Below are 25319 nucleotides of genomic sequence, written 5' to 3'. Positions count from 1 at the left end.
GAATCTGCAAAGTTCGGTACGGTGGAGCCATGGACACCGACCGCGCCGGTCTTCGCGACCGCAAGAAGCAGCAAACGCGGATCGCGCTGAGCTGGGCGGCGATCCGGCTGACCGTCGAACGCGGGTACGACAACGTGCGGATCGAAGACATCGCCGCCGAAGCCGGGGTGTCCACCCGGACCTTCAGCAACTACTTCGGCAGCAAGGGCGAAGCCATCGTCGCCCGGCACCACGACCGGGCCCGCGCCATCGCCGCCGCCCTGCGGGAACGGCCGGCCGACGAGCCGATCTGGGACGCCATCACCCAGGCCGCGCTCGCCGGGTTCGCCCTCGGTGAACCGGTGCCCGACGGGTCGGGCGCCACCCCGGCGTGGGTCGAAGGGCTGCGGCTGATGGTCGCCGAACCCAGCCTGCAGGGCGAGTTCCAGAAGGCCGGCGCGGCCGCCGAAGCCGAATTCGCGCTCGCCGTCGCCGAACGGACCGGCACCGACGCTTCCCGGGACGTCTACCCGCGGCTCGTCGCGGGCGTCGTCGGCGCCGCGCTCAACGTCGTCACCCAGCAGTGGCTCATCGCCGAGCCGCGGCCGTCCGTGGCGGACGTCCTGCGGGACGTTTTCGGCCGGCTGGCGTCCGGCCTGCCCGAACCCCGGTAACACCACCTCACCCCGAAGCGCCCGCTCGCCGGGCTGCTTCGCCGTGCCCGAAAAAAGGGAGTCTCACCAATGGAAGACGTCGTCATCGCCGGTGCCGGGCCCAACGGCCTGATGCTCGCCTGCGAGCTCGCCCTCGCCGGAATCCGCCCGCTGGTCCTGGAACGGCTGCCCGAGCCCACCACCGAGAACCGCGCCAACGGCCTCGTCGGCCAGGTCGTGCGCCTCCTCGACCGCCGCGGCCTGCACGAGCGGCTCGCCGGGCCGATCGGGCCACCCGTGCCGGGCTTCGTCTTCGGCGCGCTGCGCCTGGACCTCACCCTCGTCGAGCGCAATTCCCTGAACGTCCTGGGCGTGCCGCAACGCCGCATCGCCGCGATGCTGGAGGAACGCGCCATCGAACTCGGCGTCGAAATCCGCCGCGGCCACGAGCTCACCGCTCTCACGCAGGACGCCGACGCGGTCACCCTCGACGTCACCGGCCCCGACGGGCCTTACCGGCTGCAGAGCCGGTACCACGTCGGCGCGGACGGCGGCCGCAGTGTCACCCGCAAGCTCGCCGGCATCGATTTCCCCGGCGTCACCGAGGACCGCACCGTGTCCCACACCGCGAACGCGACCGTGCCCGCGGAGTTCGCCGACCCGGAATCGGGCGGCCTGCGGATTCCGGGCCGCGGTGTCATCCCGCCGTTCTTCCACTACCGCACCGAAGCCGGCCTGTTCGCCTACGCGCCGTTCCCCGCGGGCACCCTCGTCACCGCGATGGAGTGGACCGACGACGAAGGGGCCGAAGACGAACCGTCGGTATCCCTCGACGACGTGCGCGCGAGCGTCCGGCGCGTCCTCCGGTTCGACCTGCCGCTCGGCGAGCCCGAGGGCGACGGGCCACACCTGCTGCGGCGGCTGCGCGGGCGCAACACGCGGCTGGCCGAGAAGTTCCGCGAAGGGCGCGTCCTGCTGGTCGGCGACGCCGCCCACGTCCACTCCGCGATCGGCGGTCCCGGGCTCAACCTCGGCCTCCAGGACGCCGCCGGCCTCGGCTGGAAGCTGGCCGCCACGCTGCACGGCTGGGCGCCCGACGGCCTGCTCGACACCTACGAGAGCGAACGCCGCCCGGTCGCCGAGCGCGTCGTCATGCACACCCAGGCCCAGTCCGCGCTGATCAGCCCGGGCGGAGACGTCACGGCGCTGCGCGAGCTGTTCGGCGAGCTGCTGCGGCTGCCGAGCACGGTGCAGCACATCGCCGACCTGATGTCCGGCGCCGACGTCCGCTACGAGCCGGGCACCGACCACCCGCTGGACGGCCGCTGGGCGCCCGACCTGGTGCTGGCCGACGGCACCCGGCTCGCGCAGCTGACCGCGACGGCCCGGCCGCTGCTGCTGGACTTCACCGGCTCACTCGGCGATGAGCTGTCCGGCTGGCGCGACCGGATTGACCTGGTGCCCGGCCAGGCGGACGGTGACGCGACCGCGTTGCTGATCCGTCCCGACGGCTACGTCGCCTGGGCAAGCAGTTCTGCCGAACCGGACGACACCGAACGCAAGACCCTGCGCGTGGCCCTCGAACGGTGGTTCGGCCGCCCCCTTGACGTGTAGGAGATTTCCTACCTATTGTCGGCGGCATGACGATCACCCACCTGCAGTTCCTGACCCTGCCCGTCGCCGACCACGCCCGGGCCCGGGACTTCTACGTCGGCAAGCTCGGCTTCGAAGCGCTCGTCGACCGGCGCACGCCCGAAGGCGGCCGGTTCGTGCTGGTCGCGCCGAAGGGCGCGAAGACCGGCGTCGTCCTGACCGACCAGCAGGTCACCGGGGTCGCACCGGGGCCGCGGCACTTCCAGCTGCAGACCACCGACCTCGACGCCGACGTCGCCGCGCTGCGGGCGGCCGGCGTCGAGGTCGCCGAACCCCGGGAGCAGCCCTGGGGGCGGGCGACCTCGTTCACCGACCTCGACGGTCACGTCCTCGGCCTGCTCCAGCCGTCGGACTTCGGCAACGTGCCGAGCTGATGCCGGTCAACGACGACGTGTTCGCCGCGCTCGCCAGCCCGGCGCGCCGGGAGGTGCTGCGGCTGCTGCTGGACGGCCCGATGCCGGCCGGCGCGATCGCCGAACGCTTCGACATGGCCCGCCCGAGCCTGTCCGAACACCTGCGGGTGCTCCGGGAGGCCGGTCTGGTCACCGAACAGCGCCAGGGCCGCAACCGCGTCTACCGCCTCGACGCGGCTCCGCTGGCGGAAGTCGCGGACTGGCTGACCCCGTACGAGCGCTTCTGGCGCACCAAGCTCGCCAACCTGCGCGACCTGCTGGACGAAGAGGAAGACCTGTGAGCGAGGACGACCCGACCGCCATCCACGTCGACCAGTTCCTCGCCCACCCGGCCCGCAAGGTGTGGCGCGCACTGACCGAACCGGACCTGCTCGAACGCTGGATCAACATGCCCAACGACATCAAACCCGTGGTGGGGCACCGGTTCGAGCTGCTGGCCGAGCCGGTGCCCGCGGCCGGGTTCGCCGGCGGCCCGGTGGCGTGCGAGGTCCTGGCGGTCGAGCCCGAACGCCGGCTCAGCATCCGCTGGGGTCCGCAGTGGACGGTGACGTGGCGGCTGGAACCCGAGGGCACCGGCACGCGGCTGTTCCTCAGCCACGAGGGGTTCGACCCGGACGACGAGTTCCAGCGCATCTCCCGCCGCATCATGGGCGGCGGCTGGCGTTCCCACGTACCGCGGGCGCTGGCCCGCCTGCTGGACACGCTGCCCGATCCGGCCCCGTGACCGACCCGGCGGGACGGAGGCCGAACCCCGCGCGGTAGGCCACCGGTCGCGCGGCCGCGGCCCGGGCCGGTGACCATCAGGCTCGGTGACCTGGGCGGCCGACTGCGGTCGCGGGGCCGCCGGTCACCACCCGGCCCGGCGGGGAGGAGACGGGCCCCGTCCGGTACGCGACCGTGGCCGCGCGGCCGGGCCGCTCACCAGCAGCGCAGTACCATCGGCTGGTGAGCCCCGCCGCCGTCGATCCCGCCGAGCCGAAACCGTTGCGCGCCGATGCCCGGCGCAACCGGGCGCGCGTGCTGGAGGCGGCCGAGAACGTGTTCGCCGCCAAGGGCACCGGCGCGCCGACCGAGGAGGTCGCCCGGGTGGCCGGAGTCGGGATCGGCACGGTGTTCCGGCACTTCCCGACGAAGGAGGCGCTGCTCGAAGCGGTGCTCCACGCCCGGCTGAGCCGGTTCGTCGACGAGGCCGAGACGGCCGTCGCCGCGGAGTCCGCCGACCCGGGCGGCGCGTTCTTCGCGTTCCTCACCAGCTGGGTCGAGATGTCGAGCGCGAAGAACGCCTACTTCGAGGCCCTCTCCGCGGCCGGTGTCACGGTGCCGGTGGGCAAGTCCGACATCGGCGGGCGGCTGCTGTCGGCCCTCGGCGTGCTGCTTTCCCGCGCGCAGCAGGCGGGCGCGGTCCGGCCGGACCTCGTCGTCGGCGAGCTGATCCCGGTGACCATCGGCGTCGCGCGGGCGGCCGAGTACGCCGGCCCGGACGCCACCCTGCGCGACCGGGCCGTGGCGATCCTCTTCGACGGCCTCCGCCCGTCAGCGGGCGACCGGGGCTGAGCCGACCGGCGCGAGCACCGGGCGCTTCGCGGTGAGCGTGTCGCCGGAGGACTCGCCCCGCAGGCGGCGCCGCACCCACGGCAGCGCGTGCTCCTGCGCCCACTTGAGGTTCTGGCTGCGGCGCGCCGCCGGGCTGAGCACCTCGCGCGGGCCCAGCTCGGTGCCGGACAGCGGGTGTTCGACGCCGAGGGCGGCGAGGACGGCGATGGCGACCTCGGTGTGGCCGTAGGCGTTGAGGTGCAGGCGATCGGGCGCCCACAGCCGCCGGTCGCGCAGCTGCCGCATGGCCCACATGTCCACCAGCAGGGCGTCGTGGCGGGCGGCGATCGCGCGGACGAACTCGTTGTAGATGGCGACCCGGCCGCGCATCTTGCGGAACAGCGCGTCCTCGACGCCGTCGACCCCGGTGAACAGGACCAGCCGGGCCCCGGTCGCGCGGATCTTCGCCACGGCGGCCTCGTAGTCGACCATCAGCGCGTCGATGTCGACCTTGGGCCGCATCAGGTCGTTGCCGCCGGCGTAGAGGGTGACGAGGTCGGGCGCCATGGCCAGCGCCGGCTCGAGCTGTTCGCCAAGGACCTGCGCCATCAGCTTGCCGCGGATGGCGAGGTTGGCGTACCGGAAGTCCGGCTCGCCCGCGGCGAGCTGCTCGGCGACGCGGTCGGCCCAGCCGCGCACGCCGTGCGGGGCGGCGGGATCGTCGTCGCCGACGCCTTCGGTGAACGAGTCCCCCAGGGTCACTAAGCGCTTGCTCATGTGTCCAGTGTAGGCAGCCCGGCCCCGTCGCCCGCCCGTGCCCGGGGAACCGCCGCGACTCCGCCGGAAATCCGACGTATCAGCGTCCACCGTGGACGGCTCTGCCCGGTGAGACCCCAGCGGAAGGAGTGGCGATGAACGTGCGGAACGCCGTGGGCCCGCTGCCCGCGATGCCGCCCGGCTCGGCCGGGAGCGTCTGCATCGCCGTCCTCGACGGCCCGGTCGACCTGTCCCACCCCTGCTTCGCCGGCGCCGACCTCGAGGTGCTCGACACGCTGGTCCAAGACCCCGCGAGCCAGGGCGCGATGTCGGTGCACGGCACCCACGTCGCCAGCCTGGTCTTCGGGCAGCCGGGCTCGCCGGTGGCGGGGATCGCCCCGGAGTGCCGCGGGCTGATCGTGCCGGTGTTCCGCGACGACGGCGGCCGCCTGTCCCAGCTCGACCTCGCCCGGGCGATCGAAGCGGCCGTCGCCGCGGGCGCCGACATCATCACCGTCAGCGGCGGCGAACGCACCCCGGACGGCGAGCCCGACGCGCTGCTGGCGAACGCGTTGCGGTTGTGCGACGCCCACGACGTGCTCGTGGTCGCCGCCGTCGGCAACGACGGTGACGACTCCGTGCAAGTCCCGGCCGCCGACGACGGCGTGCTCGCGGTCGGCGCCTGCACCGACGGCGGCGTCCCGCTCCCGACGAACAACTGGGGCGCGCCGTACCGGCGGACCGGCGTCCTGGCGCCCGGCCACGGCATCGAAGGCGCCCGGCCGGGCGGCGGCACCGTGCGGCTGTCCGGAAGCAGCTTCGCCACGCCGATCGTGGCCGGGATCGCGGGTCTGCTGCGCACGCAGGCCCGGAGCCGGGGCGAAGACCTCACCCCGGCCGCGCTCCGCGACCTCCTCGTGCGCACCGCCGCCGGCGGCGACACGCCCCGGCACTTCGCCGGCGTCATCGACGCGCCGGCGGCCTTCACCCCTCCGATGGAAAGCGAGACGACCGTGGAACAGCCCGAAGCAACCCCGCCACCGCAGGACGGCGGCGTGCGCGCCGCCTGCGCCGACACCCCGGGCGGACCGGACGCCTGCGAGTGCCGCCCCGGCCCGGCCCACGTCTACGCCATCGGCACGATCGGCTGGGACTTCGGTTCCGAAGCCCGGCGCGACGGTTTCATCCAGCAGATGGACGTCACCCCGGTCGGCGACCACCTGGTTCCCGGCAACCCGTACGACCCGGCGCAGCTGTTCCGCTACCTCGCGGAAAACCCGTGGGCCTCGGACAAGCTGATCTGGACGTGCAACCTGGACGGCCGGATGCCGATCTACGCGCTGGAGGCCGAAACGCCGTTCGGCATGGCCTGGGGCGGCCCGCGGACCGAAGGGGGCGAAGACGGCGCCGGCTACCCGCCCGTTTCCGTGGTGCACAAGACGTTCCGCGAGGCGATCGTCGGCCAGTCGCTGGGCCCGGACAACCCGAGCTACGTCGCGCGGGTGTCCGTGCCGGGCACGCTGACCGGCCGCACGGTCCGGCTGTTCTCCGGGCAGGTCGTGCCGGTCGTCGAGGTGCACGCCCAGGGCCTCTACACCTGGAACGAAGCCGTGCTGCTGGACAACCTGATCGACACGATCAACCACGACTACGACGCGCGCAACGCCGGCCGCCCGGACGAACAGACCGTCCGGCTCCTCGTGCGGGCCTTCCTCGACAAGGTCTACTACCAGTTCCGCAACCTCGGCCAGAGCTCGCCCGACCGGGCGCTCAACTACGCCGCGACCAACGCCTTCGAGCTCACGCGCGAGCTGGCCAACGGCTTCCTGTCCGGCAGGCTCACGCCGCGCCGGGCGGACGAGCCCGAGGTGCTCTACGCCCTCGACGACATCACGGTCACCAAGAGCCGTTACGCGCGGCCGGACGCCGACGCCTGGGACGTCAAGATCACCTACTTCGACCCGGAGAACGACCGCCGGTCCCGGGTGGCCTACCTGCAGACCTTCGACGTCAGCACCAGTCCTCCGGTGAGCCTGGCGCCTTCGCACCAGTTCCTCGTCGGGAGTTAGGAGAAGATGATGCACCCCACCCTGGCCCTGCCCAGAATCGCGCGCGGGATCGACCGCGACGGCACCGCGGCACCGGCGAGCCTGCGCGACGGCCCCGGCCTCGACGCCGCCCGCGCCGACTGCCGCAAGCTGCGCGGTCCCGCGAGGGACATGTGCTTCAAGGCCCTCGCCGCGGCGAAGCGGCCGTGACACCGGCACCGGAACTCCGGCTCCCGCGGCCGGCCGGCGGGGTCCACCGCACCCGGCCGCCGGGCCACGCCGCGAACCCGCCGGGCGTCCGCGCGGCGATCACCGATCCCTGCGGCGACGCCGAGACGTTCGAGGACTGGCTCGCCTGCCAGTCCTCGAAGGACCCGTTCGTGCTCTATTGACCAGGAAAGGAAAACTCATGTCGCACCCCACACTTCCGTCCACCCCGGCGTTGCGGATGCCGCGCCAGTCGGCGGGAATCGACCGCCACGGCCGGGCCACCGCCGCACTCGCCGGCGACAGCGGGGTGGAACCCGCCATCCTCCCGGTGCTGCTCGGCGGCCTGCTGTCCTCGCTGCTGACCACCCAACCGGTGCAGGACACCATCGGCGACGTCGTCAGCGGCATCGGCGACTTCTTCAGCGGCCTGTTCGACTAGTCCGTACCGGTTTCGGTGGAAAGGATCGGGAGAATGCCGCTGAGACTGCCCGTACAGGCGTCGGTGAACCGTTCGCTGCCGATCAGCCCGTTCACGATCCCGGATCCCGACGGCAGCCCCGTCGACCTCGTCTACGGGGCTCACCCGGGAGATCCGGCACCCCTTCTCCGCCCGATCCGCGACGGTCGGGCCTGCCCTTCACGATTGTGAGGTCTTCCATGTCCTTCGCCGGTATCGATCGTCTCCAGTACCCGGGGAACGATTTCATGAACGGCCTGATGCAGAACACCAACCTGCTGTGGACCGGGTTCTACCTCGCCCCGGCGCCTTCACAGGGCAACCGCAGCTGGATGACCCACCTCGCCGACCTCCGCGCGATGGCGCCGGGGTGGGGCATCGCGCCGATCTTCGTCGGCCAGCAGCACCCCAGCATCACCACCGCCGGGGTGTCGCACGTCCGGACCGCCGAACAGGGCCGCCGGGACGCCTTGCTCGCGGCGCAGCTCGCCGACCAGGCAGGCTTCACCAGCGGCGCGGAGGCCGACCTGAGCGGGGCGCCCCGGATCTACCTCGACATCGAGATCGGCGGCACCCTGCCCCCGGAGGACCTGGCCTACGTCAACGCCTGGTGCGCGACCATCCGGTCCGACCAGACGTCGTACCTGCCCGGGGTCTACTGCTCGTTCAAGGACACCGCCGCGCAGCTGCAGCGGGACAACCCGGACCTGGTCTGCTGGGTGTTCAACATCAACCAGTTCCTGCACCACCACGACCAGGCCCTGACGGACCCGGGGGTGTTCCGCAAACCGGACATCGGCCAGTCCGGCTTCCCCGCCGCGACGGCCTGGCAGTGGATCCAGGGACTGGCCTCGATCAGCGTGCAATTGCCCGGCGGCGGCACCCAGTCGCTGCCGAGCTGGGACCTGGACGTCTCGGTGGTCCCGGATCCTTCGCACCCCGACCGCAAGTTCGACGCCGACGCCGGCACCTGGCTCGACTGAGCCGCCGGCTCGGCCGTGTCCACCGGCCGCGAAATCCGTGGACCGGACCGCGACCGGCCGGTACGACGGGAAGGGTGAGCTCCTACGACGCCATCGCGGACTGGTACGAAACCACGCTCGTCCCCGGCTGGCGGGCGGACCCGCTGGAGTTCGGGCCGGTGCTGCGGGAGCTGCTCGGGCCGGGCACCGGAGCGTGCCTCGAGCTCGGCGTGGGTACCGGTGCCCACGCCGAGCGGCTCCGGCAGCTGGGCCGGACCCCGCTCGGCGTCGACGTCTCCGCCGGGATGCTGCGGCACGCCGCGGGGCGCCTGCCGGTCGTGCGGGGCGACGCGACCGCGCTGCCGATCGCGACCGGTGCGGTGCCCGCGGTCGTCGCGATCATGGTGCACACCGACATGCCCGCCTACCCGGCGGTGCTGCGGGAAGCGGCTCGGGTGCTGGCGCCCGGCGGGGTGTTCGTGCACGTCGGGGTGCACCCGTGTTTCTGCGGCGGCTTCGCCGACCGGACCGACAGCCGCGCCGTCGTCATCCGGCCCGGCTACCGGGAAACCGGCTGGACGACGGAGTCGTGGAGCGACCAGGGCCTGCGGGACAAGGTCGGTGCCACGCACTGGCCGCTGCCCGAGCTGCTGGGCGCCGTCCTCGAGGCGGGCCTGGTGTTCGAGCGGTTCGCCGAAGGCGGTGCACCCACGCCGACGGTCTTCGCCTGGCGCGCCCGCAAGCTCAGGCGCTGACCTGCCGCGCCCGGTGCTCGGCGACGTGGACGCGCGTCGAGCACCGGGTCGAGCAGAAACGGCGGCGGCCGTTGCGGGAGGTGTCGACGTACGCCGTTTCGCAGCCTTCGCGGCTGCAGATGCCCAGGCGATCCGGCGCTTCGCAGACCAGGTGGGCCAGGCCGCCCGCGGTGTAGGCGCGGACCCGGCCGACCGGGCCGGCGTCCTCCGCCGAGTAGTGCAGGTGGGGTGGCTTGCCGTCGTGGGTGGTGATGTGCGGGCGGCACGCCGCTTCGGCCAGCAGCTCGTTGACCAGGTCCGGGCGGGCCGCGGCGTCCGCGGCGAACACCGGCCGCAGGCGGGCGGCCCACGCCCCGATCCGGGCCGCTTCGCCGTCGGTCAGTGCCGTGATGGCCATGCCGTTGCGGACCATCCCGCCGAGGAGCTCGCTCGCGGAACCGGCGTTGACCAGGTCGGCGGCCACCAGCGCGGCCGGCCCGCCGTAAGGGTTGAAGTGCACTGACTCATTACAGCACGATCGGGGCATGGACCGGAACCGTTGCCCCCGCTGCGGCTGGCCGCTCGCCGAACTCCCGGCGGCCGCGGCGCAGCCCGTCACCCACCGCCTCGACTACGTGCGCTGCGTCTGCGGCAGCTGGCTGGCCCGCCTGGACGGCGAAGTCGTCGGCGCCACCCGGTCCGCACCGTGAATCACAGGTCGAGTGCGCCCGCCGCGTTGTCGTTCCACTGGTCGACGCGGCGGATGTACTCGTAGAGCGCCCGGCTGCCGCGCACCCAGCGGCCCTGGTCGGCGATCGCGAGGTCGTCGGCGCCGGCGCGGCGGGCCTCCGTGGCGAACCCGGACCGCAGGGAGTGCCCCGTCACCGGGTACGGCAGGCCCGCGCGGACACCGGCCCGGGTGAGGATCTGGTTGACGCCGGTCGTGCTCAGCGCGGGCTCGCCGACGTTGCCGTGCCGGTCGACGCGGCGGAACGCCGGCCCGTCCGTGATCCCCGCGCCGGAGCGCCAGGCGTGCCAGGCCCGCACGGGGTCGGTGTCGGGGCTTTCGCGCCGCGGGACGACCATGTCGCCGGTGCTCTTGCCGTGCCGCACGGTCACCGAAAGCCCGCGGTCGTCGACCGGCTGCACGTCGGTGACCAGCAGGTTCGCCAGGTCGGAGCAGCGGGCGGCGATCGGGAAACCGATCAGCAGCATCGCCCGGTCACGCGCGCCGGCGAGGGTGTCCGGGCAGGCCCGCGACATCGCCCGCAGGTCGGCGAGGGTGACCATGGTGGCCTTGCCGCGACCGCGTCGGATGCCCTCGCGGGCCAGCCGCTGCCGGTAGCCCTTCAGCGCCCGCCACGCGGCGCGGCTGGCTTCGGGGTCGACGATCACCTTGTGGTGCCGCAGCCCGGCGAGCGCCCCGGTGAGCCGCCGTTCGATCGTCGAGGGCGCCGCCGGGGCGGCCCGTTCGGGGACTTCGGGCACGGCCCGTTCGCCCGGCCGCAGCGTGCGGCCGCGTTCCAGCCACACCACGAACCCGGTCAGCGCGCCGATCGTGGCCGACAGCGGCGGGATCCCGGCTTCGGCGGTGTAGTCCTGCCAGACCTGCCAGTCCTGGGCGTAGGCCTTGAGCGTGTTGGGCGGCCGCTGCTCGTCGACGTGCCGGGCGGCGGCTTCGTCCAGCAGCGCCAGCCGGTCCTGCGGGCCGAGCGCGGAGTCGATCACCGGTTCCAGGTCGGGCACGCGCCGAGGTTACGGGATGTCGATCTCCCCGGGCAGGAACCCGTCCAGGGCGTCGGCCACCTCATCGGGCCGGGTACCGCGGACGGTGACGGTCGTCGCGTGTCGGACGCGCGAATCCGGACGACTTGATCCGTCCGGCCGGGTCCACGGAAAATCCGTCCCGAGACGGTGTCGATCCGCGCCAGGCCCGTTCGTGTCAGCGGTGAGAACACCCGATCCGAGGAGGACCACCGTGAAGCAGTACCTGCTCAGCGTCTACCAGCCCGACGGCCCGACCCCGCCGCCGGAAGTGCTGGACGGCATCGCGCGCGAGCTCGACACCCTGAACGCCGACCTGAAGGCGGCCGGGGCGTGGGTGTTCGCCGGCGGGCTGCACCCGCCGTCGAGCGCCACCGTGCTGCGGGCCGGTGACGGCGAGACCCTCGTCACCGACGGGCCCTACGCCGAAGGAAAGGAACACCTCGGCGGGTTCACGATCATCACCGCCCCCGATCTGGACGCCGCGCTCGCCTGGGGTGGCCGGCTCGCCGACGTCGTCGCCCCGCTGCCGGTCGAGGTGCGGCCGTTCCGCGAATGAGGGTCGAGGACGTCTTCGCCGCGGAATACGGCCGGGCCGTGTCCGTGCTCGTGCGGGTGTTCGGCGACATCGACATCGCCGAGGAAGCCGTGCAGGACGCGTTCGCCGAAGCCGTCCGGCGGTGGCCGTCGGCCGGGCTCCCGCCGAGCCCGGCCGGCTGGATCATCACCACCGCCCGCAACCGGGCGATCGACCGGCTGCGCCGCGAGGCCGCCCGGGCGGGCAAACACGCCGAAGCGGCGTTGCTGCACGCGGAGACCGAGCTCGTGGAGGAGGGCGCCGTGCCCGACGAACGGCTCCGGCTGATCTTCACCTGCTGCCACCCGGCGCTGGGCCGCCCCGCCCAGGTGGCGTTGACGCTGCGGCTGCTCGGCGGCCTGACCACCGCCCAGATCGCGGCGGCGTTCCTGGTCGCCGAGCCGACGATGGCCCAGCGGATCGTGCGGGCGAAGAACAAGATCCGCGACGCGGGCATCCCGTACCGCGTCCCGCGCGACGCCGACCTGCCCGCCCGGCTGGCCGCGGTGCTCGCCGTGCTCTACCTGATCTTCAACGAGGGGTACGCGGCCAGCGCGGGGGAGGAGCTCGTCCGCGCCGACCTCTGCCGCGAAGCGATCCGGCTCGCCCGGGTGCTGGCGGGGCTGATGCCGGACGAGCCCGAGGTCTGGGGCCTGCTGGCGCTGATGCTGCTGATCGACGCCCGCCGCGAAGCCCGCACGAGCCCTTCCGGCGACGTGGTGCTGCTGGCCGAGCAGGACCGGGCGCGCTGGGACGCGGACCTGATCGCCGAGGGACAGGAGGTCGTCCGCCGCTGCCTGCGCCGCAACCAGCCGGGCCCGTACCAGATCCAGGCGGCGATCCAGGCGGTCCACAGTGACGCACCGACGGATTGGGCCCAGGTCAAGGCGCTGTACGACCAGCTGCTGGCGGTCACGCCGACACCGGTGGTGGAGTTGAACCGGGCAGTCGCGGTCGCGGAGGTCGACGGCCCCGGGGTCGCGCTGGCCCTGGTCGAGGACCTCGACCTCGCCCGGTTCCCGCTGTTCCACGCGATCCGGGCGGATCTCCTGCACCGGGTGGGCCGGCCGGCGGAGGCAGCCGCGGCCTACACGGCGGCCATCGCGCTCACCGGCAATGCCGCGGAGCGCGCTCTGCTGGAGCGGAAGCGCTCGTCCATTCTGCGTTGACTCGGTTTCGGGCCGCACGGGCGTCGAGGACCTCAGCCCGGCCGGGCCGGCGTACCCGCGACTGCCGGTGTGCTCAGACGGTCGGGATGATGCCGCCGTCGACGCGGAACTGCGCCCCGGTGAGCCACTTGGCCCGGCTGGAGGCGAGAAAGGCGATCATCTCGGCGACGTCCTCCGGGGCCCCGGGGCGGCCCAGGGGAACGTCGAGGTGGTCCAGGAGCTGCTGCGTGACCTCCTCGGCGGTGACGCCCTGCTCCTCGGCCATGCGCCGGAGGTGGGCGTCGGCGCCGTCAGTGACGACGAAGCCGGGAAGGACGCAGACCACCCGCACCCCGTGCGCGCCGACCTCGGTGGCCAGTTCGCGGCTGTAGGTGTTGAGCGCGGCCTTGGCGGCGGCGTAGGACGCGTCGGCGCGCTGGGGCAGCCGGCTGGCGATCGAGGAGACGTGCACGACGACGCCGGAGCCACGCTCGACCATGCCCGGCACCAGGGCCCGGTCCAGGCGCACGGCGCTGAGGAGGTTCATCTCCAGGTCCGCGCGCCAGGACTCGTCGGACCGGCTCAGCGTCGGCGCCGGGGCGCTGGCCGCGCCGGCGTTGTTCACGAGCACGTCCACTCCGCCCACCTGGTCGACGACACGCCGGCCGAGCTCGGCGACACCCTGCTGGGTCGAGAGGTCCGCCGGCAGGAAAGCGGCACCGCTGTTCTCCTCGGGCCGCGTGCGGGAGGCGGTCAGCACGGTCGCGCCCGCGGCGACGAAGCGGCGCACGGTGGCCGCGCCCAGACCCCGGCTGCCGCCGGTGACCAGTACGCGCAGGCCCTCGAGGCCCTCGTCGATGTTCGGCATGGCACGTCTCCTTCGTAAGGTGAACCAGACTCCGGATACCCTACCGTAAGCTGAACCGGACTCACCTTACGGAGGTTTCCTTGCCGTCAGCACGTCCGCTGCGCGCCGACGCGCGCCGCAACCGCGAGGCACTGCTGTCCGCCGCCCGTCAGGCCTTCCTCGGCGGTGACACCGACGCGCACGTGGAGGACATCGCCCGCAGCGCCGGCGTCGCCGTGGGCACGCTCTATCGCCACTTCGAGACCCGGGAGGCGTTGATCGAGGAGGTGTACCGCGCCGAGGTCGACAGCCTCTGCGCCGCGCCTGCGGACCTGCTGGACCAGCACGCCCCGGAGGAGGCCCTGCGGCGGTTCCTGCTGCTGCTCGTGGACCACGCCGCCGTCGGCAAGGGGATGTCCGTCGTGCTGGAGAGCATCATGGCGACCGACTCCCCGGTCTTCCGCGACGCCCGCACCCGCATGGGCGAAGCCCTCACCCGGCTGCTCGACGCCGGCAGCGCGGCGGGCGCCATCCGGGGCGACGTCACCGGACCGACCCTGCTGCGGGCCCTGGGTGGCATCTGCGCCATGCGCGTGACGGAGGGATGGCTCGACGAGGCCAGGCAGATCACCGCCCTGCTCTTCGACGGCCTGCGTTACGCGGCTCCGCGCGCACGCTGAGCCGCGCGCTGCGCGCCTGGCTCTTCTGTCTCCATCTGAGTTGCGATATGTGACCTTATCCAAACTCAAGCGACTCATCTTCAATCTTTAGATTTAGAACAGGTATTTCTAGTTCTAATCAGAAGCTTTGATAGGGTCCGCCTCATGACGGAAGACGCTGGTCACGTGCGGGTGTGCGAGTACCGGAGGTGCGGGGCGCCGCTGCCGCCGGCGGTGGGTCGGGGCAGCCGGGCGCGGTTCTGCCAGGACGGCAAGACCTGGGGGCGGCGCAACCTCAGTTGCCGTGACGCCGAGGCGGTGCTCTCGGACGCCGAGTCCCTGCGGGAGAGCGACACCGAACTCGACGACACCGCCGTCACCGCCCTCGCGGACCAGGTCGACCGCGTGCTCGAACCGGCCCGCGGGCTCGTCGACACCCTCACGACGCTGCGCCACCAGCTCGAGGCGACCACGGCCACGGCGCTGGCCGAACGGGACGCCGCCCTGGCCGAAGCCGACGAACACCGCCTGCAGCGCGGCCGCGCGGAAGCCGAGACCGCCCAGGCGCGGGACACGGTCGAAACCGCCCTCGCGGCGGCGGAATCGGCCGAGAAGGCGAAAGCGGCTGCGCTCAGGGAGCGGGATGAGGAACTCGCCGCCCGGCGCGCGGCCGTGCAAGAGCAGCAGCGGGCCGAGGGGCAGCTGGCCGCGGTCCGTGACGAACTCGCCCGCGTCGCCGATCGCGCCGACGCGTCGGCGGCTCTCGCCGGTGAACGCGCCGCGGTGATCGCCACCTTGACCGCCGAACTGGCCGCCACCCGTAGCGCGCTCGAGGACGAGCGGGGCCGTGGCCACGCTGCCACCGCGCGGGCGGAGGCGGCCGAAACCCGCGCCGAGACCGTCCGGGAACGGCTCGACGCGGCACGCAAGGAGCACGCCGAGGCCATGGCGGCGCAAGAGGACGCGCTCGCCGCCCTCCGCGCCGACCACGCCAAGGCGATGGAGGCGGCGCGCGCCGGGTCCGACCGGCGGCTCGCGGAACTGCAGTCGGCACACGAGCAGACCGTCCGGTCGATGCACGAAACCACGACGGCTCTCGGGGCCGAACTGCGGGCCGCGCAGAGCCGGGCCGACGTCGCGGAGCGCGAACTCGCCCAGGTGCTTGCGACCTTGCGGCAGACGCCGGACCTGCCGGAAATACTTAAGCAACTACTTGACCGTCTGCCGGAGCCGAGCTAACTTAAGTACATGCTTAACCATGAGGAGTCGCTGGACCTGGTGTTCCGCGCCCTGGGCGACCGGACGCGGCGGGCGCTGGTGGAGCGGCTCGTGCGGGGCCCGGCGTCGGTCAGTGAGCTGGCCGAGCCGCTGCCCATGTCGCTCGCCGCGGTCGTCCAGCACCTGCAGGTGCTGGAGACGGCCGGGCTCGTGCGGTCGGAGAAGACCGGCCGCGTCCGCACCTGCCGGATCGAACCGGCGATGCTGCGCGCGGGCGAGCAGTGGCTGGGACGTCAGCGCACCACGTGGGAGAGCAGGCTCGACCGGCTCGGCGACTTCCTCGCCGGGCCGGACACTCCGGAAGGGAGCACGTCATGACCGTCCTGCACAGCACGTTCAGCCTGGAACGCACCTACCCGGTGCCGCCGGCGCGGGTCTTCGCCGCCTGGGCGGACCCGGAGGCGAAGAAACGCTGGTTCGTCTCCGCGGGCACGCACGAGCTGGACTTCCGCGCCGGTGGCCGGGAAGCCGTCGAAGGCCGCAGCCCGAGCGGCGGCGTGCTGACCTTCGCCGCCACCTACCACGACATCGTCCCCGAGCAGCGGATCGTCTTCTCCGGCACGCTCACCGGCGACGGCGCGCTCGCGACCGTCTCGACCACGACCGTGGAGCTGTTCGCCGAAGGGGACGGCACGCGGCTGGTGCTCACCGAGCAGGACACCTTCCTCGACGGCGCCGAGAAGCCGGAGTGGCGCGAGCAGGGCACCGGCGACTGGCTCGACCGGCTGGGCGAGGAACTGAAGTAACGCCTACCCGGCCCGGTAGTGCTGCGGGCTGAGGCCGAACGCGCGCTTGAACGCCGCACTGAGCGCGAACGCGCTGCCGTAACCGACCTGGCGGGCGATCGCGGCGATCGTCGTGTCCGGGTGCTGGCGCAGCAGGTCCGCGGCCAGCGCGAGCCGCCACCCGGTGAGGTAGGCCATCGGGGTCTCGCCCACCGCGGCCGCGAACCGGCGGGCCAGCGCCGCGCGGGACACCCCGACGTCGGCGGCGAGCTTGGCGACCGTCCACGGCTCGGCCGGCTGGTGCTGCAGCAGCCGCAGGGCCTGGCCGGCGACCGGGTCTTCGTGGGCGCGGTACCAGGCCGGTGTGCCGGTGTCCGGCCGGTCGAACCAGGCGCGCAGGGCGGCGATCAGCAGCAGGTCCAGCAGCCGGTCGAGGACGGCTTCCTGGCCGGGGACGTCCTTGCCGATCTCGGTGGCCAGCAGGCCGATCAGCGGGGTGGGCCAGTCGGCGGCGCGCAGGACGAGCACCGGCGGCAGGGCGGCCAGCAGCCGTTTGCTCAACTCGCCCGCCGTGCCGTAGGTGCCGGTGAGCAGCACGACCGGGCCGTCGGTGCCGTGGCCCCAGGTGCGGATCCCGACGTCGGCGAGCTCGGTCAGGTGACCGCCGTCGGGGGTGCGGCACTCCTGGCCGGGCAGGATCAGCGCCTGCGGCGGGGTCGCGGGGTGGTCGGCGACCAGGTACGGGTCCGGGCCGCGCACGATCGCGACGTCCCCTTCGCCCATTGGGACGCCTTCGCCGCCTTCGGGCACGATCCACGCGTCGCCCCGCACCACCGACACCACGGTCAGCGGCGCCCGGTCCTCGATCCGCAGTGACCACGGCGGCGTGAGCACCGAACGCAGCAGGAACGCGCCGTGCGCGCGGGGGCCGTCGAGGAGCGCGGCGAGCGGGTCCATGCGGTCGACTGTAGACGCTGGAACATGCGATCGAGGCCGTCGACCATGGAGAGTCTCACGTCGGCCCGCTTGACTGAACGGCGTGACGACGAACATGGCTGGTGGCGTCCGGGGTCCGGCCGCGGTGAAGGGGAAACCGATGTCGACGGTGGTGCTGGTGGCCGCGGTGGTCGCGGCGGGGCTGGTCGCGGGGCTGTTCTACGCCTACGCGTGTTCGGTGCTGCCGGGCCTGGCGCGCGGGGACGACAGGACGTTCGTCGAGGGCATGCGCGGGATCAACGTCGCGATCGTGAACCCCGTGTTCCTGTCGACGTTCCTGGGTGCGCCGCTGCTGGCGGGGGTGGCGGTGTTCGTCTCCCCGGGGCCGCGGGCGTGGGTGCTCGCGGGGTTCGGGTGCCTGGTGGCGATGGTGGTGATCACCGGGGTGGTCAACGTTCCGCTGAACAACGCCCTCGACGGCGCGGGCGACGACTACGCGGCGGCGCGGGCGGCGTTCGAGGCGGTGTGGGTGCGGTGGAACGTCGTGCGCGCGCTGGTGAGCACGGCGGGCTTCGGGTGCCTGGTCGCCGCCGTGCTCACCCGGCGTGGTTAGTCCCGCAGCCGCAACAACAGGGTGCCGTGGGCGGGCCGCTGAACGGCCACGGGCATCAGGCGAAGTCCTCCGGTCCGAGCATCGGGCGGACTTCGATGCTGCCGTAGGTCGCGGCCGGGTGGCGGGCGGCGAGTTCGAGGGCTTCGTCGAGGTCGGCGCAGTCGAGGATGACGAACCCGCCGATCTGTTCCTTGGCCTCGGTGAACGGGCCGTCGGTGAGCAGCACTTCACCGTCGCGGACGCGGATGGTGGTGGCTTCCGACGGCGGACGCAGGCCGCCGCCGCCGCGGACCTTGCCGCGGCGGGCCATGTCCTCGCTCCAGCCGCCGCAGCCGTCGGTGCGGTGTTCTTCGGCGGTTTCGTCGCCGGCGATCATCAGCAGGTACTGCATGTCAGCATCCTTCCAGGACTTCGCGCAGGCGCTGGGCGAAGGCGGGGGCATCGGTGGCGAACCCGCCGTGGCCGCCGGGGAACGTCTCGATGGCGACGCCGAGGGCCGCGGCCAGCCCGTGGGCGGCTTGGTGGACCGGCAGGTGCGCGGACTGCGCGCCGACGGCGACCACCAGCCGGGCCGGGCTCGCCCGGAGTGCCCCGAGGTCGGGCTCGTAGGCGCCGACGGCGGGCATGAGGTGGCCGAAGAAGTACGCGAAGTTGCCTTCCGCGCGCGGGTCGAGCGGCGGGGCGGGGTCGACGCCGACGACTTTCATGAACGCGGCGTAGGCGGCTTCGAGGCCCTGGTCGCGGAACAGGGCGGGGATGTCGGGGCCGTCGAGCGCGCCGTCGGGCAGGTAGCGGGTGACCGGCGGCTCGTGCAGCACGGCCGTGCGGACGTCGCCGGGGTGGCGGCGCAGGTGCTCGAGCAGGGTGAGCGCGCCGCCGCTGCTGGCCAGGACGTCGGCGGGGCCGAGCACGGTGAGCAGCCGGTGGACGTCGTCGGCGTGGTCGCCGATGGGGTCGTCGCCCGGGGTGCCGTCGAGGGGGCTGCGGGACAGGCCGCGCGGGTCGTAGGTGACGACGGTGTGGTCTTCGGCCAGCAGGGGCCGGATGGGGGTGAACACGGCCGAGTCGGCGGGGCCGCCGGGGATCAGTAGCAGCACCGGGCCGCGGCCGTCGACGTCGTAGGTGAGGGTGGCGCCGGGGACGGCGAGGGTGGTCATGGGTGTTCCTCCGGTGGTCGGGCTTCCCCGGCCCGACGAACGGGCTCGCCCGGGACCGACACGAGTTCGGAGATCCTCCGGGTGAGGTAGGTGCGTTCGGCGTCGGTGCCGGCGAGGTCGCGGGCCTCGGCGTACCAGCGGGCGGCTTCGGCGTGGCGGCCGAGACGGCGGAGGAAGTCGGCGCGGGTGGCGGCCAGCAGGTGGTAGCCCGCCAGCGGCAGGGCGTCGAGCAGCGCGAGCCCGGCGGCCGGGCCGTCGGCCATGCCGACCGCGATGGCCCGGTTGAGGTCGACGACGGCGCTGGGGACGTGCTTGCGCAGCTGGTCGTAGAGGCCGGCGATCTGGGGCCAGTCGGTGTCGGCGGCGTGGGCGGCGGTGGCGTGGCAGGCGGCGATGGCGGCCTGGATCTGGTACGGCCCGGGACGGCGGCGGCGCAGCGCGGTCTCCAGGACGGCGGTGCCTTCGGTGATGGCGGCGGTGTCCCAGCGGCTGCGGTCCTGCTCTTCGAGGGGGACGAGGACGCCGTCGGCGTCGACGCGGGTGGCGCGGCGGGCGTGCTGCAGCAGCATCAGGGCGAGCAGGCCGAGGGCTTCGGGTTCGTCGGGCATCAGCCGGGCCAGGACGCGGGCGAGCCGGAGCGCTTCGGCGGCGAGGTCCGGGCGGAGCAGGCCGGGGCCCGCGCTGGCGGAATAGCCCTCGTTGAACATCAGGTAGAGCACGCCGAGCACGGCGGTGGTGCGTTCGGGCAGCAGGTGCGCGGGCGGGACGCGGTAGGGGATCCGGGCGTGGCGGATCTTGCGCTTCACCCGCACGAGCCGCTGGGACATGGTGGCTTCCGGGACGAGGAAGGCGCGGGCGATCTCGGCGGTGGACAGGCCGGCGAGGGTGCGCAGGGCCAGCGCGACCTGGGCTTCGGTGGCGAGCGCGGGGTGGCAGCAGGTGAAGATGAGCCGCAGCCGGTCGTCGGTGACGCCGCTGTCGTCGGGTTCGGGGTCGTCGGGTTCGGGGCCGTCGGGGCCGGGCATGCGGGCGACCTCCCGGAGCTTGGCGGCGCCGACGGCGTCGCGGCGGAGCCGGTCGGTGGCGCGGTGGCGGGCGGCGGTGGTCAGCCAGGCGCCGGGGCGGTCGGGGACGCCGTCGCGGGGCCAGGTGCGCAGGGCGAGGGCGAAGGCGTCCTGGGCGCATTCCTCGGCGAGGTCCCAGTCGCCGGTGATCCGGATGAGCGTGGCCACGACCTGGCCCCACTCCTCCCGGAACGCTTCGGCGACCGCGGTCTCGACGTCCACCACCCGCTCCTTTCGTGCCGGTCAGCTCTCCGACGAACGGGATGGCTCGGGACCGACAGCTGCGGCGTGACACGCGCCGAAGCCCTCTGCGCGCGCGACGATCCGGCCGGCTTCGACGCGGACGGCGGTCTCGGTTGCGTCGCTGACGGCGGTGACGCCGGCGGCGGCCGCGAGTGCGCCGCCGGCGTCGCAGACCAGCCGCAGCCGGGGCCGGGCCGGGGGCGCGATCGCCTGGTCGAGGCAGCCGCGCAGGTCGGCGACGGCGAGCCGGGCCAGCGGGGCGAGTTCGCCGGGGTCGCTGGTGACGAGCACGGCGGTGACGTCGGCACCGGCGCGCACGGCCTCTTCGAAGGCGGCGGCGCGGTGCAGGCCGAGGACGGTGACGACGCCGTCGCCGGGCGGGAAGGTTTCGCCGGTCAGCAGGTCGGTGGCCGGCGGCGGGTCCCAGGGCTCGCTCGCGGGCCGGGCCGGGGTGGTGATCGGCGGCTCGGCGGGCCAGTCGTCGGTCAGGTCGAGGTCGAGCAGGGCGGCGCAGGCGGTGACGAGGTGGAACGGCTCGCCGAAGCCGGGCGCGGCGGCGGCGAGCTGGCTCGCGCCGTGCAGGGTGGTCAGCGCGGCTTCGGCGACCCGCACCAGACGGCGGCCGGGGCGGACGCGTTCGAGGGCGAGCCCGAGCAGGATCGCTTCGACGCGCATGAGCTGCGCGAACGGCCGGCGGGTGTGGTCGTCGGCGAGGACTTCGGGCACCAGGTCGCGGGCGAGCCGCGCGTCTTCGCCGTCGCTGTCGGTGGCCAGCGGGAGCCGGGCGATCCAGGCGCGGGCGAAGGCGGCCAGGACGTCGGCGGCGGCCGGGTCCGGCGGCGGGGTGGCGGGGCGCGGGGCGCGTTCGGCGAGGTCGGCCAGGACCGCGAAGTACAGGGCGCGCTTGCCGGGGAAGTTGGAGTAGACCGCGCCACGGGTGAGTTCGGCGCGTTCGGCGATGACGTCGACCTTCGCCTCCCGGAAGCCGCGGCGGGCGAACTCGTCACGGGCGGCGGCGAGCACCTTCGCGCGGTTGCGCTCCTGGGTCTCCGCCCTGCTGAGCCTGACCATCGTCCTCCTTGCCGCGGTGTCGGGTGTCAAGATACCGTGACCACTGAGATGACAAGAACATCGGATTTGAACATCTGGAGTGGTGGATGACCCCCGAGATCGATCTGACCGACCCGACGGTGCTGACCGACCCGTTCGCCGCCTACGACCGGGCGCGCGAGGTGAGTGCGGTGGCCAAGCTGGTCATCCCCGGCTTCGGCCCGTTCTGGGCCGTGACCCGCTACGCCGAAGCGCGCGCGATGCTCGGCGATCCGCGGTTCGAGGTGAACTCCGGCAGCTTCCTGCGCCCGCCGGGCGTTCCCGAGCACTGCCTGCAGTACCTGGAAACGATGGCCGAGAAGGACGGCCCGGAGCACCTGCGGCTGCGGCGGCTGGTGGCCCCGGCGTTCACGCCGAAGCGGGCCGCGCAGCTGCGGCCGCGGCTGGCGGCGCTCACCGCGCGGCTGCTCGACGAACTGCCGCGGCACGCCGAGAACGGCGTCGTCGACCTCGTGCCGCACTTCGCGCGGCCGCTGCCGATCGACGTCATCTGCGAGCTGGTCGGCATCCCGGAGACCGATCGGCCCCGCTGGCGCGGCTACGGGGCCGCGGTCGCCGGCGGGCTGGGTCCGGATTTCGCCGAAGCGATCCCGGCGATCGTCGAAGGCGCGAAGGAGGCGGTGGCGCGCAGCCGGGCCGAGCCGGGCGACGACCTGATCGGCGACCTGGTGCGGGCCCAGGCCGAGGACGGTGACCGGCTCACCGACACCGAGCTGGTCACCCTCGTCTGGCACCTGGTCCTGGGCGGGCAGACGCCGGTGAACCTCATCGCCAACGCCGTCGAGGCGCTGCTGCGGCACCCGGACCAGCTGGCTCTGCTGCGCGCGGACGCCGGGCAGTGGCCGGGGGCGGTCGAGGAGCTGATGCGCTGGTGCAGCCCGCAGCTGCTGACCACGCCCCGGTTCGCGCGCGAAGACGTCGAGATCGGCGGGGCGGTGATCGGCAAGGGCGAGCGGGTGACGGCGGCGGTGGTGGCCGCCGACCGCGACCCGCGGGCGTTCGAGCACCCGGACCGGTTCGACATCACCCGGCCGGGGCCGCCGCAGCTGGGCTTCTCGCACGGCCCGCACTTCTGCCTGGGCGCCTCGATCTCGCGGGTGCAGACCGAAGTGGCGTTGTCGTCGCTTTTCGCGCGCTTCCCGGACCTGGCGCTCACCGAGGACGTCCCGCGGGCGCCCGACGGCGGGACCTGGCGTCCGGCGCGGCTACTGCTGGCGCTCTGAGATCAGCGCTTCGATCCCGTCGAGGACGCGGGCGAGACCGAAGCGGAAGGTGTGGGCCGGGTTCTCGGCGGCGTTGTGCGCTTCACCGGCAGCCTGGCCCACCCGGGATGAGATCGGGTAGCGCGCCGGGTCGGCGGCCGGGATGCCGGCCAGCACCGGCCAGGCGCGCTCCCACCACTGGGCGTCGGTCAGCCCGGTGGCGCGGACCAGGCGGGCGTTGTCGAGCGAGCTGCGGGCGGTGGTGCGGACCAGGCCGGTGACGAGGCTGACCGCGGCGTCCATTTCGACGTCGTCGAGGCCGATGCCCTCGACCGCGCGCAGCTCGGTCTCGTACTTGGCGAAGCTGTGGGGACCCAGGGCCGGTCGGCTGGTGGTGATCTCCAGCAGCCAGGGGTGGCGGTGCAGCAGTGCCCACTGCTCTTCGGCGACGGCGGTCAGCGCGGCCCGCCAGTGGAGTCCTTCTCCCGGGTCGCCCAGCTCGCCGTGGGCGTGGTCGGTCATCAGGTCCAGCAGCTCGGCCCGGCCCGGGACGTAGGTGTAGAGGGACATGGGGGAGACGCCGAGCTGTTCGGCGACCCGGCGGATGGTGACGGCCTCGATCCCCTCGGCGTCGGCGAGCGCCACGGCCGCGCGCACGACGTCGGCGGTGGCGAGCTTGGGTTTCGGGCCGCGGCGCGGGGGCGCCGAGACGCCCCAGAGCAGCTCGATCGCCCGCCGCGGGTCGCCGTCGCCGTTCTCCTGCGTGCGCACGCCGGTCATTCTGTACCCCTGTTCTCCGTACGACGTACAGAGTTGTGCTAGCCTGTTCTTCGTACACTGTACAGAGTTAGGGGCTTGATGACTCCGCAGATCCACGCCGAGGGACTTCGCAAGCGCTACGGCGACGCGCACGCCCTCGAGGGGTTCGCTCTCTCCGTCCCGGCCGGCACCCTGTGCGGCCTGCTGGGACCCAACGGCGCGGGCAAGACGACGGCGGTCCGCGTGCTCTCGACGCTGCTGCGCCACGACGGCGGCGTCGCCCGGGTCGCCGGGTTCGACGTCGCCACCGAACCGGCGAAAGTGCGCTCGGCGATCGGGCTGGTGGGCCAGCAGGCCGCCGTCGACGAAATCCTGTCCGGACGGCAGAACCTGATCCTCTTCGGCCGGCTGCACCACCTGGGCCGCCGGGAGGCCGCCCGCCGGGCCGACGACCTGCTCGAGCGGTTCGGCCTCGCCGGCACCGGCGCGAAGCCGGTGTCGGCCTACTCGGGCGGGATGCGGCGGCGCCTCGACCTGGCCGCGTCGCTGCTGGCGGCCCCGCGGGTGCTGTTCCTGGACGAGCCGACGACCGGGCTGGACCCGCGCAGCCGCACGGAGGTCTGGCGGGCGGTGCGGTCGCTGGTCGCGGACGGGACGACGGTGCTGCTCACCACCCAGTACCTGGAGGAAGCCGACCGGCTGGCCGACCGCATCTCCCTGGTCGAGCACGGCCGGGTGATCGCCGAAGGCACCCCGGCGGAACTGAAGGACTCGCTCGGGGCGACCCGGATCGAGCTGGTCCTCACCGATCCCGACACCGTCGGCGCGGCGGCGGGGCTGCTGGCCCGGGTCACCGGGGCCGAGCCGGTCACCGACGAGCTGCGGGTGAGCGCGGCCGCGCCGGGCGAGGCCTCCGTGCTCACCGACGTCGTCCGCGAGCTGGGCGCGGCCGGGCTCGCGGTCGCCGACGTGGCGCTGCGGCGCCCCACGCTGGACGAGGTCTTCCTGCAGCTGACCGGCCGGGCGGAGGTGACGCGATGAGGTGGGCGGTCGAAGACGGCTGGACGCTGACCGGGCGGTACCTCGCGCACTCGGCGCGGCGCCCGGCCCGGCTGGCCACGGTGGTGGCGTTCCCGATCCTGATGGTGCTGATCTTCGCCTACCTGCTCGGCGGCGGGATGAGCGTGCCCGGCGGGGGCTCCTACCGCGAGTTCCTGATGCCGGGGATGTTCGCGATGACGATGGCGTTCGGGCTGTCGGGGACGATGAGCGCGGTGCTGGACGACGCCGCCAAGGGTGTCACCGACCGGTTCCGGTCGCTGCCGATGGCCCCCTCGGCGGTGCTGACCGGGCGGGTGGCGGCGGACCTGGTGAACGCGGTGCTCGCGCTGGCGGTGCTGCTGGGCTGCGGGTTCGCCGTCGGCTGGCGGCCGCACGGCAGCCTGGGCGAGACCCTCGCCGCGCTCGGCCTGCTGCTCCTGCTGCGGACGGCGCTGGTCTGGGCCGGGATCTACCTGGGCCTGCTGACCTCGGACCCGTCGATGGTGACGCTCGCGCAGACGGGTGAGTTCCCGTTCGGGTTCCTCTCCAGCGCGTTCGTGGCGACCTCGACGATGCCGGCGTGGCTGGGCACCGTGGCGGAGTGGAACCCGTTGTCCTCGACGGTGACGGCGGCGCGGGTGCTGTTCGGCAACCCGGGCGCGGCCGGGACGTCCTGGGTGAGTGCGCACGCGGTGGCGATGGCGGTGGGGTGGCCGCTGGTGCTGCTGGCGGTGTTCGTGCCGTTGTCGGCGCGCAGGTACAGGAGGCTGGGGAACTGAACGTCCACTTCGAACCGGG

Annotated in this window: 33 protein-coding genes; 23 read left to right on the top strand and 10 right to left on the bottom strand. The window is 73.6% G+C overall.

Annotated features, from left to right (window positions below; translation table 11 throughout):
• Positions 1-29 precede the first annotated feature (29 nt).
• The 6 genes from ACLJOU_RS10890 to ACLJOU_RS10865 all read left to right on the top strand — a co-directional run bounded on the left by ACLJOU_RS10890 (position 30) and on the right by ACLJOU_RS10865 (position 4252).
• Positions 30-653, top strand: coding sequence for a TetR family transcriptional regulator (locus ACLJOU_RS10890; RefSeq protein ID WP_410565982.1), 624 nt, complete (start codon positions 30-32; stop codon positions 651-653).
• Positions 654-722: 69 nt separating this feature from the next.
• The gene (locus ACLJOU_RS10885) at positions 723-2246 is read left to right on the top strand and encodes an FAD-dependent monooxygenase (protein ID WP_410565979.1); all 1524 of its coding nucleotides are present in this window, start codon (positions 723-725) and stop codon (positions 2244-2246) included.
• Between the two features lie 26 nt (positions 2247-2272).
• A complete protein-coding gene (locus ACLJOU_RS10880) occupies positions 2273-2659 on the top strand; it encodes a VOC family protein (protein ID WP_410565976.1) in 387 nt (128 codons plus the stop codon).
• The gene (locus ACLJOU_RS10875; protein WP_410565973.1) at positions 2659-2979 is read left to right on the top strand and encodes a metalloregulator ArsR/SmtB family transcription factor; all 321 of its coding nucleotides are present in this window, start codon (positions 2659-2661) and stop codon (positions 2977-2979) included. Before ACLJOU_RS10880 ends, ACLJOU_RS10875 begins: the two co-directional genes overlap by 1 nt.
• Positions 2976-3422 carry an SRPBCC family protein gene (locus ACLJOU_RS10870; RefSeq protein ID WP_410565970.1) on the top strand — a complete coding sequence of 149 codons (447 nt, stop codon included), beginning with the start codon at positions 2976-2978 and terminating at the stop codon, positions 3420-3422. The genes ACLJOU_RS10875 and ACLJOU_RS10870 overlap by 4 nt, the downstream gene beginning before the upstream one ends.
• A gap of 221 nt (positions 3423-3643) precedes the next feature.
• Positions 3644-4252 carry a TetR/AcrR family transcriptional regulator gene (locus ACLJOU_RS10865; RefSeq protein WP_410565967.1) on the top strand — a complete coding sequence of 203 codons (609 nt, stop codon included), beginning with the start codon at positions 3644-3646 and terminating at the stop codon, positions 4250-4252.
• Here ACLJOU_RS10865 and ACLJOU_RS10860 read toward each other — a convergent pair.
• Positions 4232-5008: an SGNH/GDSL hydrolase family protein gene (locus ACLJOU_RS10860; RefSeq protein ID WP_410565964.1), complete on the bottom strand. Its 777-nt coding sequence runs from the start codon at positions 5006-5008 to the stop codon at positions 4232-4234. The two genes, ACLJOU_RS10865 and ACLJOU_RS10860, sit on opposite strands and share 21 nt — an antisense overlap.
• A gap of 134 nt (positions 5009-5142) precedes the next feature.
• Between ACLJOU_RS10860 and ACLJOU_RS10855 the strand changes: the two genes are divergently transcribed.
• The 6 genes from ACLJOU_RS10855 to ACLJOU_RS10830 all read left to right on the top strand — a co-directional run bounded on the left by ACLJOU_RS10855 (position 5143) and on the right by ACLJOU_RS10830 (position 9419).
• A complete protein-coding gene (locus ACLJOU_RS10855; RefSeq protein ID WP_410565961.1) occupies positions 5143-7056 on the top strand; it encodes a S8 family serine peptidase in 1914 nt (637 codons plus the stop codon).
• Positions 7057-7065: 9 nt separating this feature from the next.
• Positions 7066-7245, top strand: a complete 180-nt coding sequence (locus ACLJOU_RS10850) for a hypothetical protein (protein WP_410565958.1) — start codon at positions 7066-7068, stop codon at positions 7243-7245.
• Positions 7242-7427 carry a hypothetical protein gene (locus tag ACLJOU_RS10845; protein ID WP_410565955.1) on the top strand — a complete coding sequence of 62 codons (186 nt, stop codon included), beginning with the start codon at positions 7242-7244 and terminating at the stop codon, positions 7425-7427. Before ACLJOU_RS10850 ends, ACLJOU_RS10845 begins: the two co-directional genes overlap by 4 nt.
• Before the next feature lie 17 nt (positions 7428-7444).
• Positions 7445-7684: a hypothetical protein gene (locus tag ACLJOU_RS10840; protein WP_410565952.1), complete on the top strand. Its 240-nt coding sequence runs from the start codon at positions 7445-7447 to the stop codon at positions 7682-7684.
• Positions 7685-7950: 266 nt separating this feature from the next.
• The gene (locus ACLJOU_RS10835) at positions 7951-8685 is read left to right on the top strand and encodes a glycoside hydrolase domain-containing protein (RefSeq protein ID WP_410565950.1); all 735 of its coding nucleotides are present in this window, start codon (positions 7951-7953) and stop codon (positions 8683-8685) included.
• 74 nt (positions 8686-8759) lie between these two features.
• A complete protein-coding gene (locus tag ACLJOU_RS10830) occupies positions 8760-9419 on the top strand; it encodes a class I SAM-dependent DNA methyltransferase (protein WP_410565947.1) in 660 nt (219 codons plus the stop codon).
• On the opposite strand, the gene ACLJOU_RS10825 is transcribed toward ACLJOU_RS10830, so the two are convergent.
• Complete coding sequence (locus ACLJOU_RS10825; RefSeq protein WP_410565944.1) at positions 9409-9918, bottom strand: CGNR zinc finger domain-containing protein; 510 nt, start codon at positions 9916-9918, stop codon at positions 9409-9411. The genes ACLJOU_RS10830 and ACLJOU_RS10825 overlap by 11 nt on opposite strands.
• A gap of 25 nt (positions 9919-9943) precedes the next feature.
• Between ACLJOU_RS10825 and ACLJOU_RS10820 the strand changes: the two genes are divergently transcribed.
• Complete coding sequence (locus ACLJOU_RS10820) at positions 9944-10108, top strand: hypothetical protein (RefSeq protein ID WP_206794992.1); 165 nt, start codon at positions 9944-9946, stop codon at positions 10106-10108.
• A 1-nt stretch (position 10109) separates the two neighbouring features.
• Here the strand turns inward: ACLJOU_RS10820 and ACLJOU_RS10815 are convergent, their stop codons facing one another.
• On the bottom strand, positions 10110-11144 hold the full coding sequence (locus tag ACLJOU_RS10815) for a site-specific integrase (protein ID WP_410565940.1): 1035 nt from the start codon (positions 11142-11144) through the stop codon (positions 10110-10112).
• Positions 11145-11376: 232 nt separating this feature from the next.
• On the opposite strand from ACLJOU_RS10815, the gene ACLJOU_RS10810 reads away from it, so the two are divergent.
• Together ACLJOU_RS10810 and ACLJOU_RS10805 are read left to right on the top strand one after the other, a co-directional pair.
• Complete coding sequence (locus ACLJOU_RS10810; RefSeq protein ID WP_410565937.1) at positions 11377-11721, top strand: YciI family protein; 345 nt, start codon at positions 11377-11379, stop codon at positions 11719-11721.
• The gene (locus ACLJOU_RS10805; RefSeq protein WP_410565934.1) at positions 11718-12908 is read left to right on the top strand and encodes an RNA polymerase sigma factor; all 1191 of its coding nucleotides are present in this window, start codon (positions 11718-11720) and stop codon (positions 12906-12908) included. Before ACLJOU_RS10810 ends, ACLJOU_RS10805 begins: the two co-directional genes overlap by 4 nt.
• 73 nt (positions 12909-12981) lie before the next feature.
• On the opposite strand, the gene ACLJOU_RS10800 is transcribed toward ACLJOU_RS10805, so the two are convergent.
• Positions 12982-13755, bottom strand: a complete 774-nt coding sequence (locus tag ACLJOU_RS10800) for an oxidoreductase (protein WP_410565931.1) — start codon at positions 13753-13755, stop codon at positions 12982-12984.
• 80 nt (positions 13756-13835) lie between these two features.
• On the opposite strand from ACLJOU_RS10800, the gene ACLJOU_RS10795 reads away from it, so the two are divergent.
• From ACLJOU_RS10795 to ACLJOU_RS10780, 4 genes are all read left to right on the top strand, one after another.
• Positions 13836-14414, top strand: coding sequence for a TetR/AcrR family transcriptional regulator (locus ACLJOU_RS10795; protein WP_410565928.1), 579 nt, complete (start codon positions 13836-13838; stop codon positions 14412-14414).
• Positions 14415-14558: 144 nt separating this feature from the next.
• Positions 14559-15632: a hypothetical protein gene (locus ACLJOU_RS10790; RefSeq protein ID WP_410565925.1), complete on the top strand. Its 1074-nt coding sequence runs from the start codon at positions 14559-14561 to the stop codon at positions 15630-15632.
• A 9-nt stretch (positions 15633-15641) separates the two neighbouring features.
• Complete coding sequence (locus ACLJOU_RS10785; protein ID WP_410565922.1) at positions 15642-15989, top strand: ArsR/SmtB family transcription factor; 348 nt, start codon at positions 15642-15644, stop codon at positions 15987-15989.
• Positions 15986-16417: an SRPBCC family protein gene (locus ACLJOU_RS10780; RefSeq protein WP_410565920.1), complete on the top strand. Its 432-nt coding sequence runs from the start codon at positions 15986-15988 to the stop codon at positions 16415-16417. Before ACLJOU_RS10785 ends, ACLJOU_RS10780 begins: the two co-directional genes overlap by 4 nt.
• 3 nt (positions 16418-16420) lie before the next feature.
• On the opposite strand, the gene ACLJOU_RS10775 is transcribed toward ACLJOU_RS10780, so the two are convergent.
• Positions 16421-17353 (bottom strand): AraC family transcriptional regulator, encoded by a 933-nt coding sequence (locus tag ACLJOU_RS10775; RefSeq protein ID WP_410565917.1) that lies wholly within the window; start codon positions 17351-17353, stop codon positions 16421-16423.
• Positions 17354-17492: 139 nt separating this feature from the next.
• On the opposite strand from ACLJOU_RS10775, the gene ACLJOU_RS10770 reads away from it, so the two are divergent.
• Positions 17493-17945 (top strand): DUF1772 domain-containing protein, encoded by a 453-nt coding sequence (locus ACLJOU_RS10770; protein WP_410566692.1) that lies wholly within the window; start codon positions 17493-17495, stop codon positions 17943-17945.
• A gap of 55 nt (positions 17946-18000) precedes the next feature.
• Here the strand turns inward: ACLJOU_RS10770 and ACLJOU_RS10765 are convergent, their stop codons facing one another.
• From ACLJOU_RS10765 to ACLJOU_RS10750, 4 genes are read right to left on the bottom strand one after another with little or no spacing between them, the layout of a single operon-like run.
• Positions 18001-18336 carry a YciI family protein gene (locus ACLJOU_RS10765; protein WP_410565915.1) on the bottom strand — a complete coding sequence of 112 codons (336 nt, stop codon included), beginning with the start codon at positions 18334-18336 and terminating at the stop codon, positions 18001-18003.
• Position 18337: 1 nt separating this feature from the next.
• Complete coding sequence (locus tag ACLJOU_RS10760; RefSeq protein WP_410565912.1) at positions 18338-19102, bottom strand: alpha/beta fold hydrolase; 765 nt, start codon at positions 19100-19102, stop codon at positions 18338-18340.
• Entirely contained in the window at positions 19099-20388 is a 1290-nt protein-coding gene (locus ACLJOU_RS10755) for an RNA polymerase sigma factor (RefSeq protein ID WP_410565909.1), read from the bottom strand. The genes ACLJOU_RS10760 and ACLJOU_RS10755 overlap by 4 nt, the downstream gene beginning before the upstream one ends.
• A gap of 21 nt (positions 20389-20409) precedes the next feature.
• On the bottom strand, positions 20410-21480 hold the full coding sequence (locus tag ACLJOU_RS10750) for a TetR/AcrR family transcriptional regulator (protein ID WP_410565906.1): 1071 nt from the start codon (positions 21478-21480) through the stop codon (positions 20410-20412).
• Between the two features lie 86 nt (positions 21481-21566).
• Between ACLJOU_RS10750 and ACLJOU_RS10745 the strand changes: the two genes are divergently transcribed.
• On the top strand, positions 21567-22742 hold the full coding sequence (locus ACLJOU_RS10745; RefSeq protein WP_410565903.1) for a cytochrome P450 family protein: 1176 nt from the start codon (positions 21567-21569) through the stop codon (positions 22740-22742).
• Here the strand turns inward: ACLJOU_RS10745 and ACLJOU_RS10740 are convergent.
• On the bottom strand, positions 22725-23501 hold the full coding sequence (locus ACLJOU_RS10740; protein ID WP_410565900.1) for a TetR/AcrR family transcriptional regulator: 777 nt from the start codon (positions 23499-23501) through the stop codon (positions 22725-22727). The genes ACLJOU_RS10745 and ACLJOU_RS10740 overlap by 18 nt on opposite strands.
• 78 nt (positions 23502-23579) lie before the next feature.
• Here ACLJOU_RS10740 and ACLJOU_RS10735 point away from each other — a divergent pair, with 78 nt between their 5' ends.
• Positions 23580-24521 carry an ATP-binding cassette domain-containing protein gene (locus tag ACLJOU_RS10735; RefSeq protein ID WP_410566690.1) on the top strand — a complete coding sequence of 314 codons (942 nt, stop codon included), beginning with the start codon at positions 23580-23582 and terminating at the stop codon, positions 24519-24521.
• Complete coding sequence (locus ACLJOU_RS10730) at positions 24518-25300, top strand: ABC transporter permease (protein WP_410565897.1); 783 nt, start codon at positions 24518-24520, stop codon at positions 25298-25300. Before ACLJOU_RS10735 ends, ACLJOU_RS10730 begins: the two co-directional genes overlap by 4 nt.
• Positions 25301-25319 lie beyond the last annotated feature (19 nt).

It is taken from the genome of Amycolatopsis sp. cmx-4-61, assembly GCF_046548775.1.
GTDB lineage: Bacteria > Actinomycetota > Actinomycetes > Mycobacteriales > Pseudonocardiaceae > Amycolatopsis.
Note: the sequence above shows the minus strand (reverse complement) of the source record. Positions and strands in the feature narration are given on the sequence as shown.

What these genes read in the sequence shown, in the direction of transcription:
- ACLJOU_RS10855 (WP_410565961.1), top strand. Translation starts at nt 5,143, where the DNA reads ATGAACGTGCGGAACGCCGTGGGCCCGCTGCCCGCGATGCCGCCCGGC.
- ACLJOU_RS10780 (WP_410565920.1), top strand. Translation starts at nt 15,986, where the DNA reads ATGACCGTCCTGCACAGCACGTTCAGCCTGGAACGCACCTACCCGGTG.
- ACLJOU_RS10730 (WP_410565897.1), top strand. Translation starts at nt 24,518, where the DNA reads ATGAGGTGGGCGGTCGAAGACGGCTGGACGCTGACCGGGCGGTACCTC.
- ACLJOU_RS10840 (WP_410565952.1), top strand. Translation starts at nt 7,445, where the DNA reads ATGTCGCACCCCACACTTCCGTCCACCCCGGCGTTGCGGATGCCGCGC.
- ACLJOU_RS10760 (WP_410565912.1), bottom strand. Translation starts at nt 19,102, where the DNA reads ATGACCACCCTCGCCGTCCCCGGCGCCACCCTCACCTACGACGTCGAC.
- ACLJOU_RS10860 (WP_410565964.1), bottom strand. Translation starts at nt 5,008, where the DNA reads ATGAGCAAGCGCTTAGTGACCCTGGGGGACTCGTTCACCGAAGGCGTC.
- ACLJOU_RS10770 (WP_410566692.1), top strand. Translation starts at nt 17,493, where the DNA reads ATGTCGACGGTGGTGCTGGTGGCCGCGGTGGTCGCGGCGGGGCTGGTC.
- ACLJOU_RS10785 (WP_410565922.1), top strand. Translation starts at nt 15,642, where the DNA reads ATGCTTAACCATGAGGAGTCGCTGGACCTGGTGTTCCGCGCCCTGGGC.
- ACLJOU_RS10745 (WP_410565903.1), top strand. Translation starts at nt 21,567, where the DNA reads ATGACCCCCGAGATCGATCTGACCGACCCGACGGTGCTGACCGACCCG.
- ACLJOU_RS10805 (WP_410565934.1), top strand. Translation starts at nt 11,718, where the DNA reads ATGAGGGTCGAGGACGTCTTCGCCGCGGAATACGGCCGGGCCGTGTCC.
- ACLJOU_RS10765 (WP_410565915.1), bottom strand. Translation starts at nt 18,336, where the DNA reads ATGCAGTACCTGCTGATGATCGCCGGCGACGAAACCGCCGAAGAACAC.
- ACLJOU_RS10835 (WP_410565950.1), top strand. Translation starts at nt 7,951, where the DNA reads ATGAACGGCCTGATGCAGAACACCAACCTGCTGTGGACCGGGTTCTAC.
- ACLJOU_RS10850 (WP_410565958.1), top strand. Translation starts at nt 7,066, where the DNA reads ATGCACCCCACCCTGGCCCTGCCCAGAATCGCGCGCGGGATCGACCGC.
- ACLJOU_RS10875 (WP_410565973.1), top strand. Translation starts at nt 2,659, where the DNA reads ATGCCGGTCAACGACGACGTGTTCGCCGCGCTCGCCAGCCCGGCGCGC.
- ACLJOU_RS10885 (WP_410565979.1), top strand. Translation starts at nt 723, where the DNA reads ATGGAAGACGTCGTCATCGCCGGTGCCGGGCCCAACGGCCTGATGCTC.
- ACLJOU_RS10800 (WP_410565931.1), bottom strand. Translation starts at nt 13,755, where the DNA reads ATGCCGAACATCGACGAGGGCCTCGAGGGCCTGCGCGTACTGGTCACC.
- ACLJOU_RS10750 (WP_410565906.1), bottom strand. Translation starts at nt 21,480, where the DNA reads ATGGTCAGGCTCAGCAGGGCGGAGACCCAGGAGCGCAACCGCGCGAAG.
- ACLJOU_RS10880 (WP_410565976.1), top strand. Translation starts at nt 2,273, where the DNA reads ATGACGATCACCCACCTGCAGTTCCTGACCCTGCCCGTCGCCGACCAC.
- ACLJOU_RS10740 (WP_410565900.1), bottom strand. Translation starts at nt 23,501, where the DNA reads ATGACCGGCGTGCGCACGCAGGAGAACGGCGACGGCGACCCGCGGCGG.
- ACLJOU_RS10790 (WP_410565925.1), top strand. Translation starts at nt 14,559, where the DNA reads ATGACGGAAGACGCTGGTCACGTGCGGGTGTGCGAGTACCGGAGGTGC.
- ACLJOU_RS10775 (WP_410565917.1), bottom strand. Translation starts at nt 17,353, where the DNA reads ATGGACCCGCTCGCCGCGCTCCTCGACGGCCCCCGCGCGCACGGCGCG.
- ACLJOU_RS10735 (WP_410566690.1), top strand. Translation starts at nt 23,580, where the DNA reads ATGACTCCGCAGATCCACGCCGAGGGACTTCGCAAGCGCTACGGCGAC.
- ACLJOU_RS10820 (WP_206794992.1), top strand. Translation starts at nt 9,944, where the DNA reads ATGGACCGGAACCGTTGCCCCCGCTGCGGCTGGCCGCTCGCCGAACTC.
- ACLJOU_RS10890 (WP_410565982.1), top strand. Translation starts at nt 30, where the DNA reads ATGGACACCGACCGCGCCGGTCTTCGCGACCGCAAGAAGCAGCAAACG.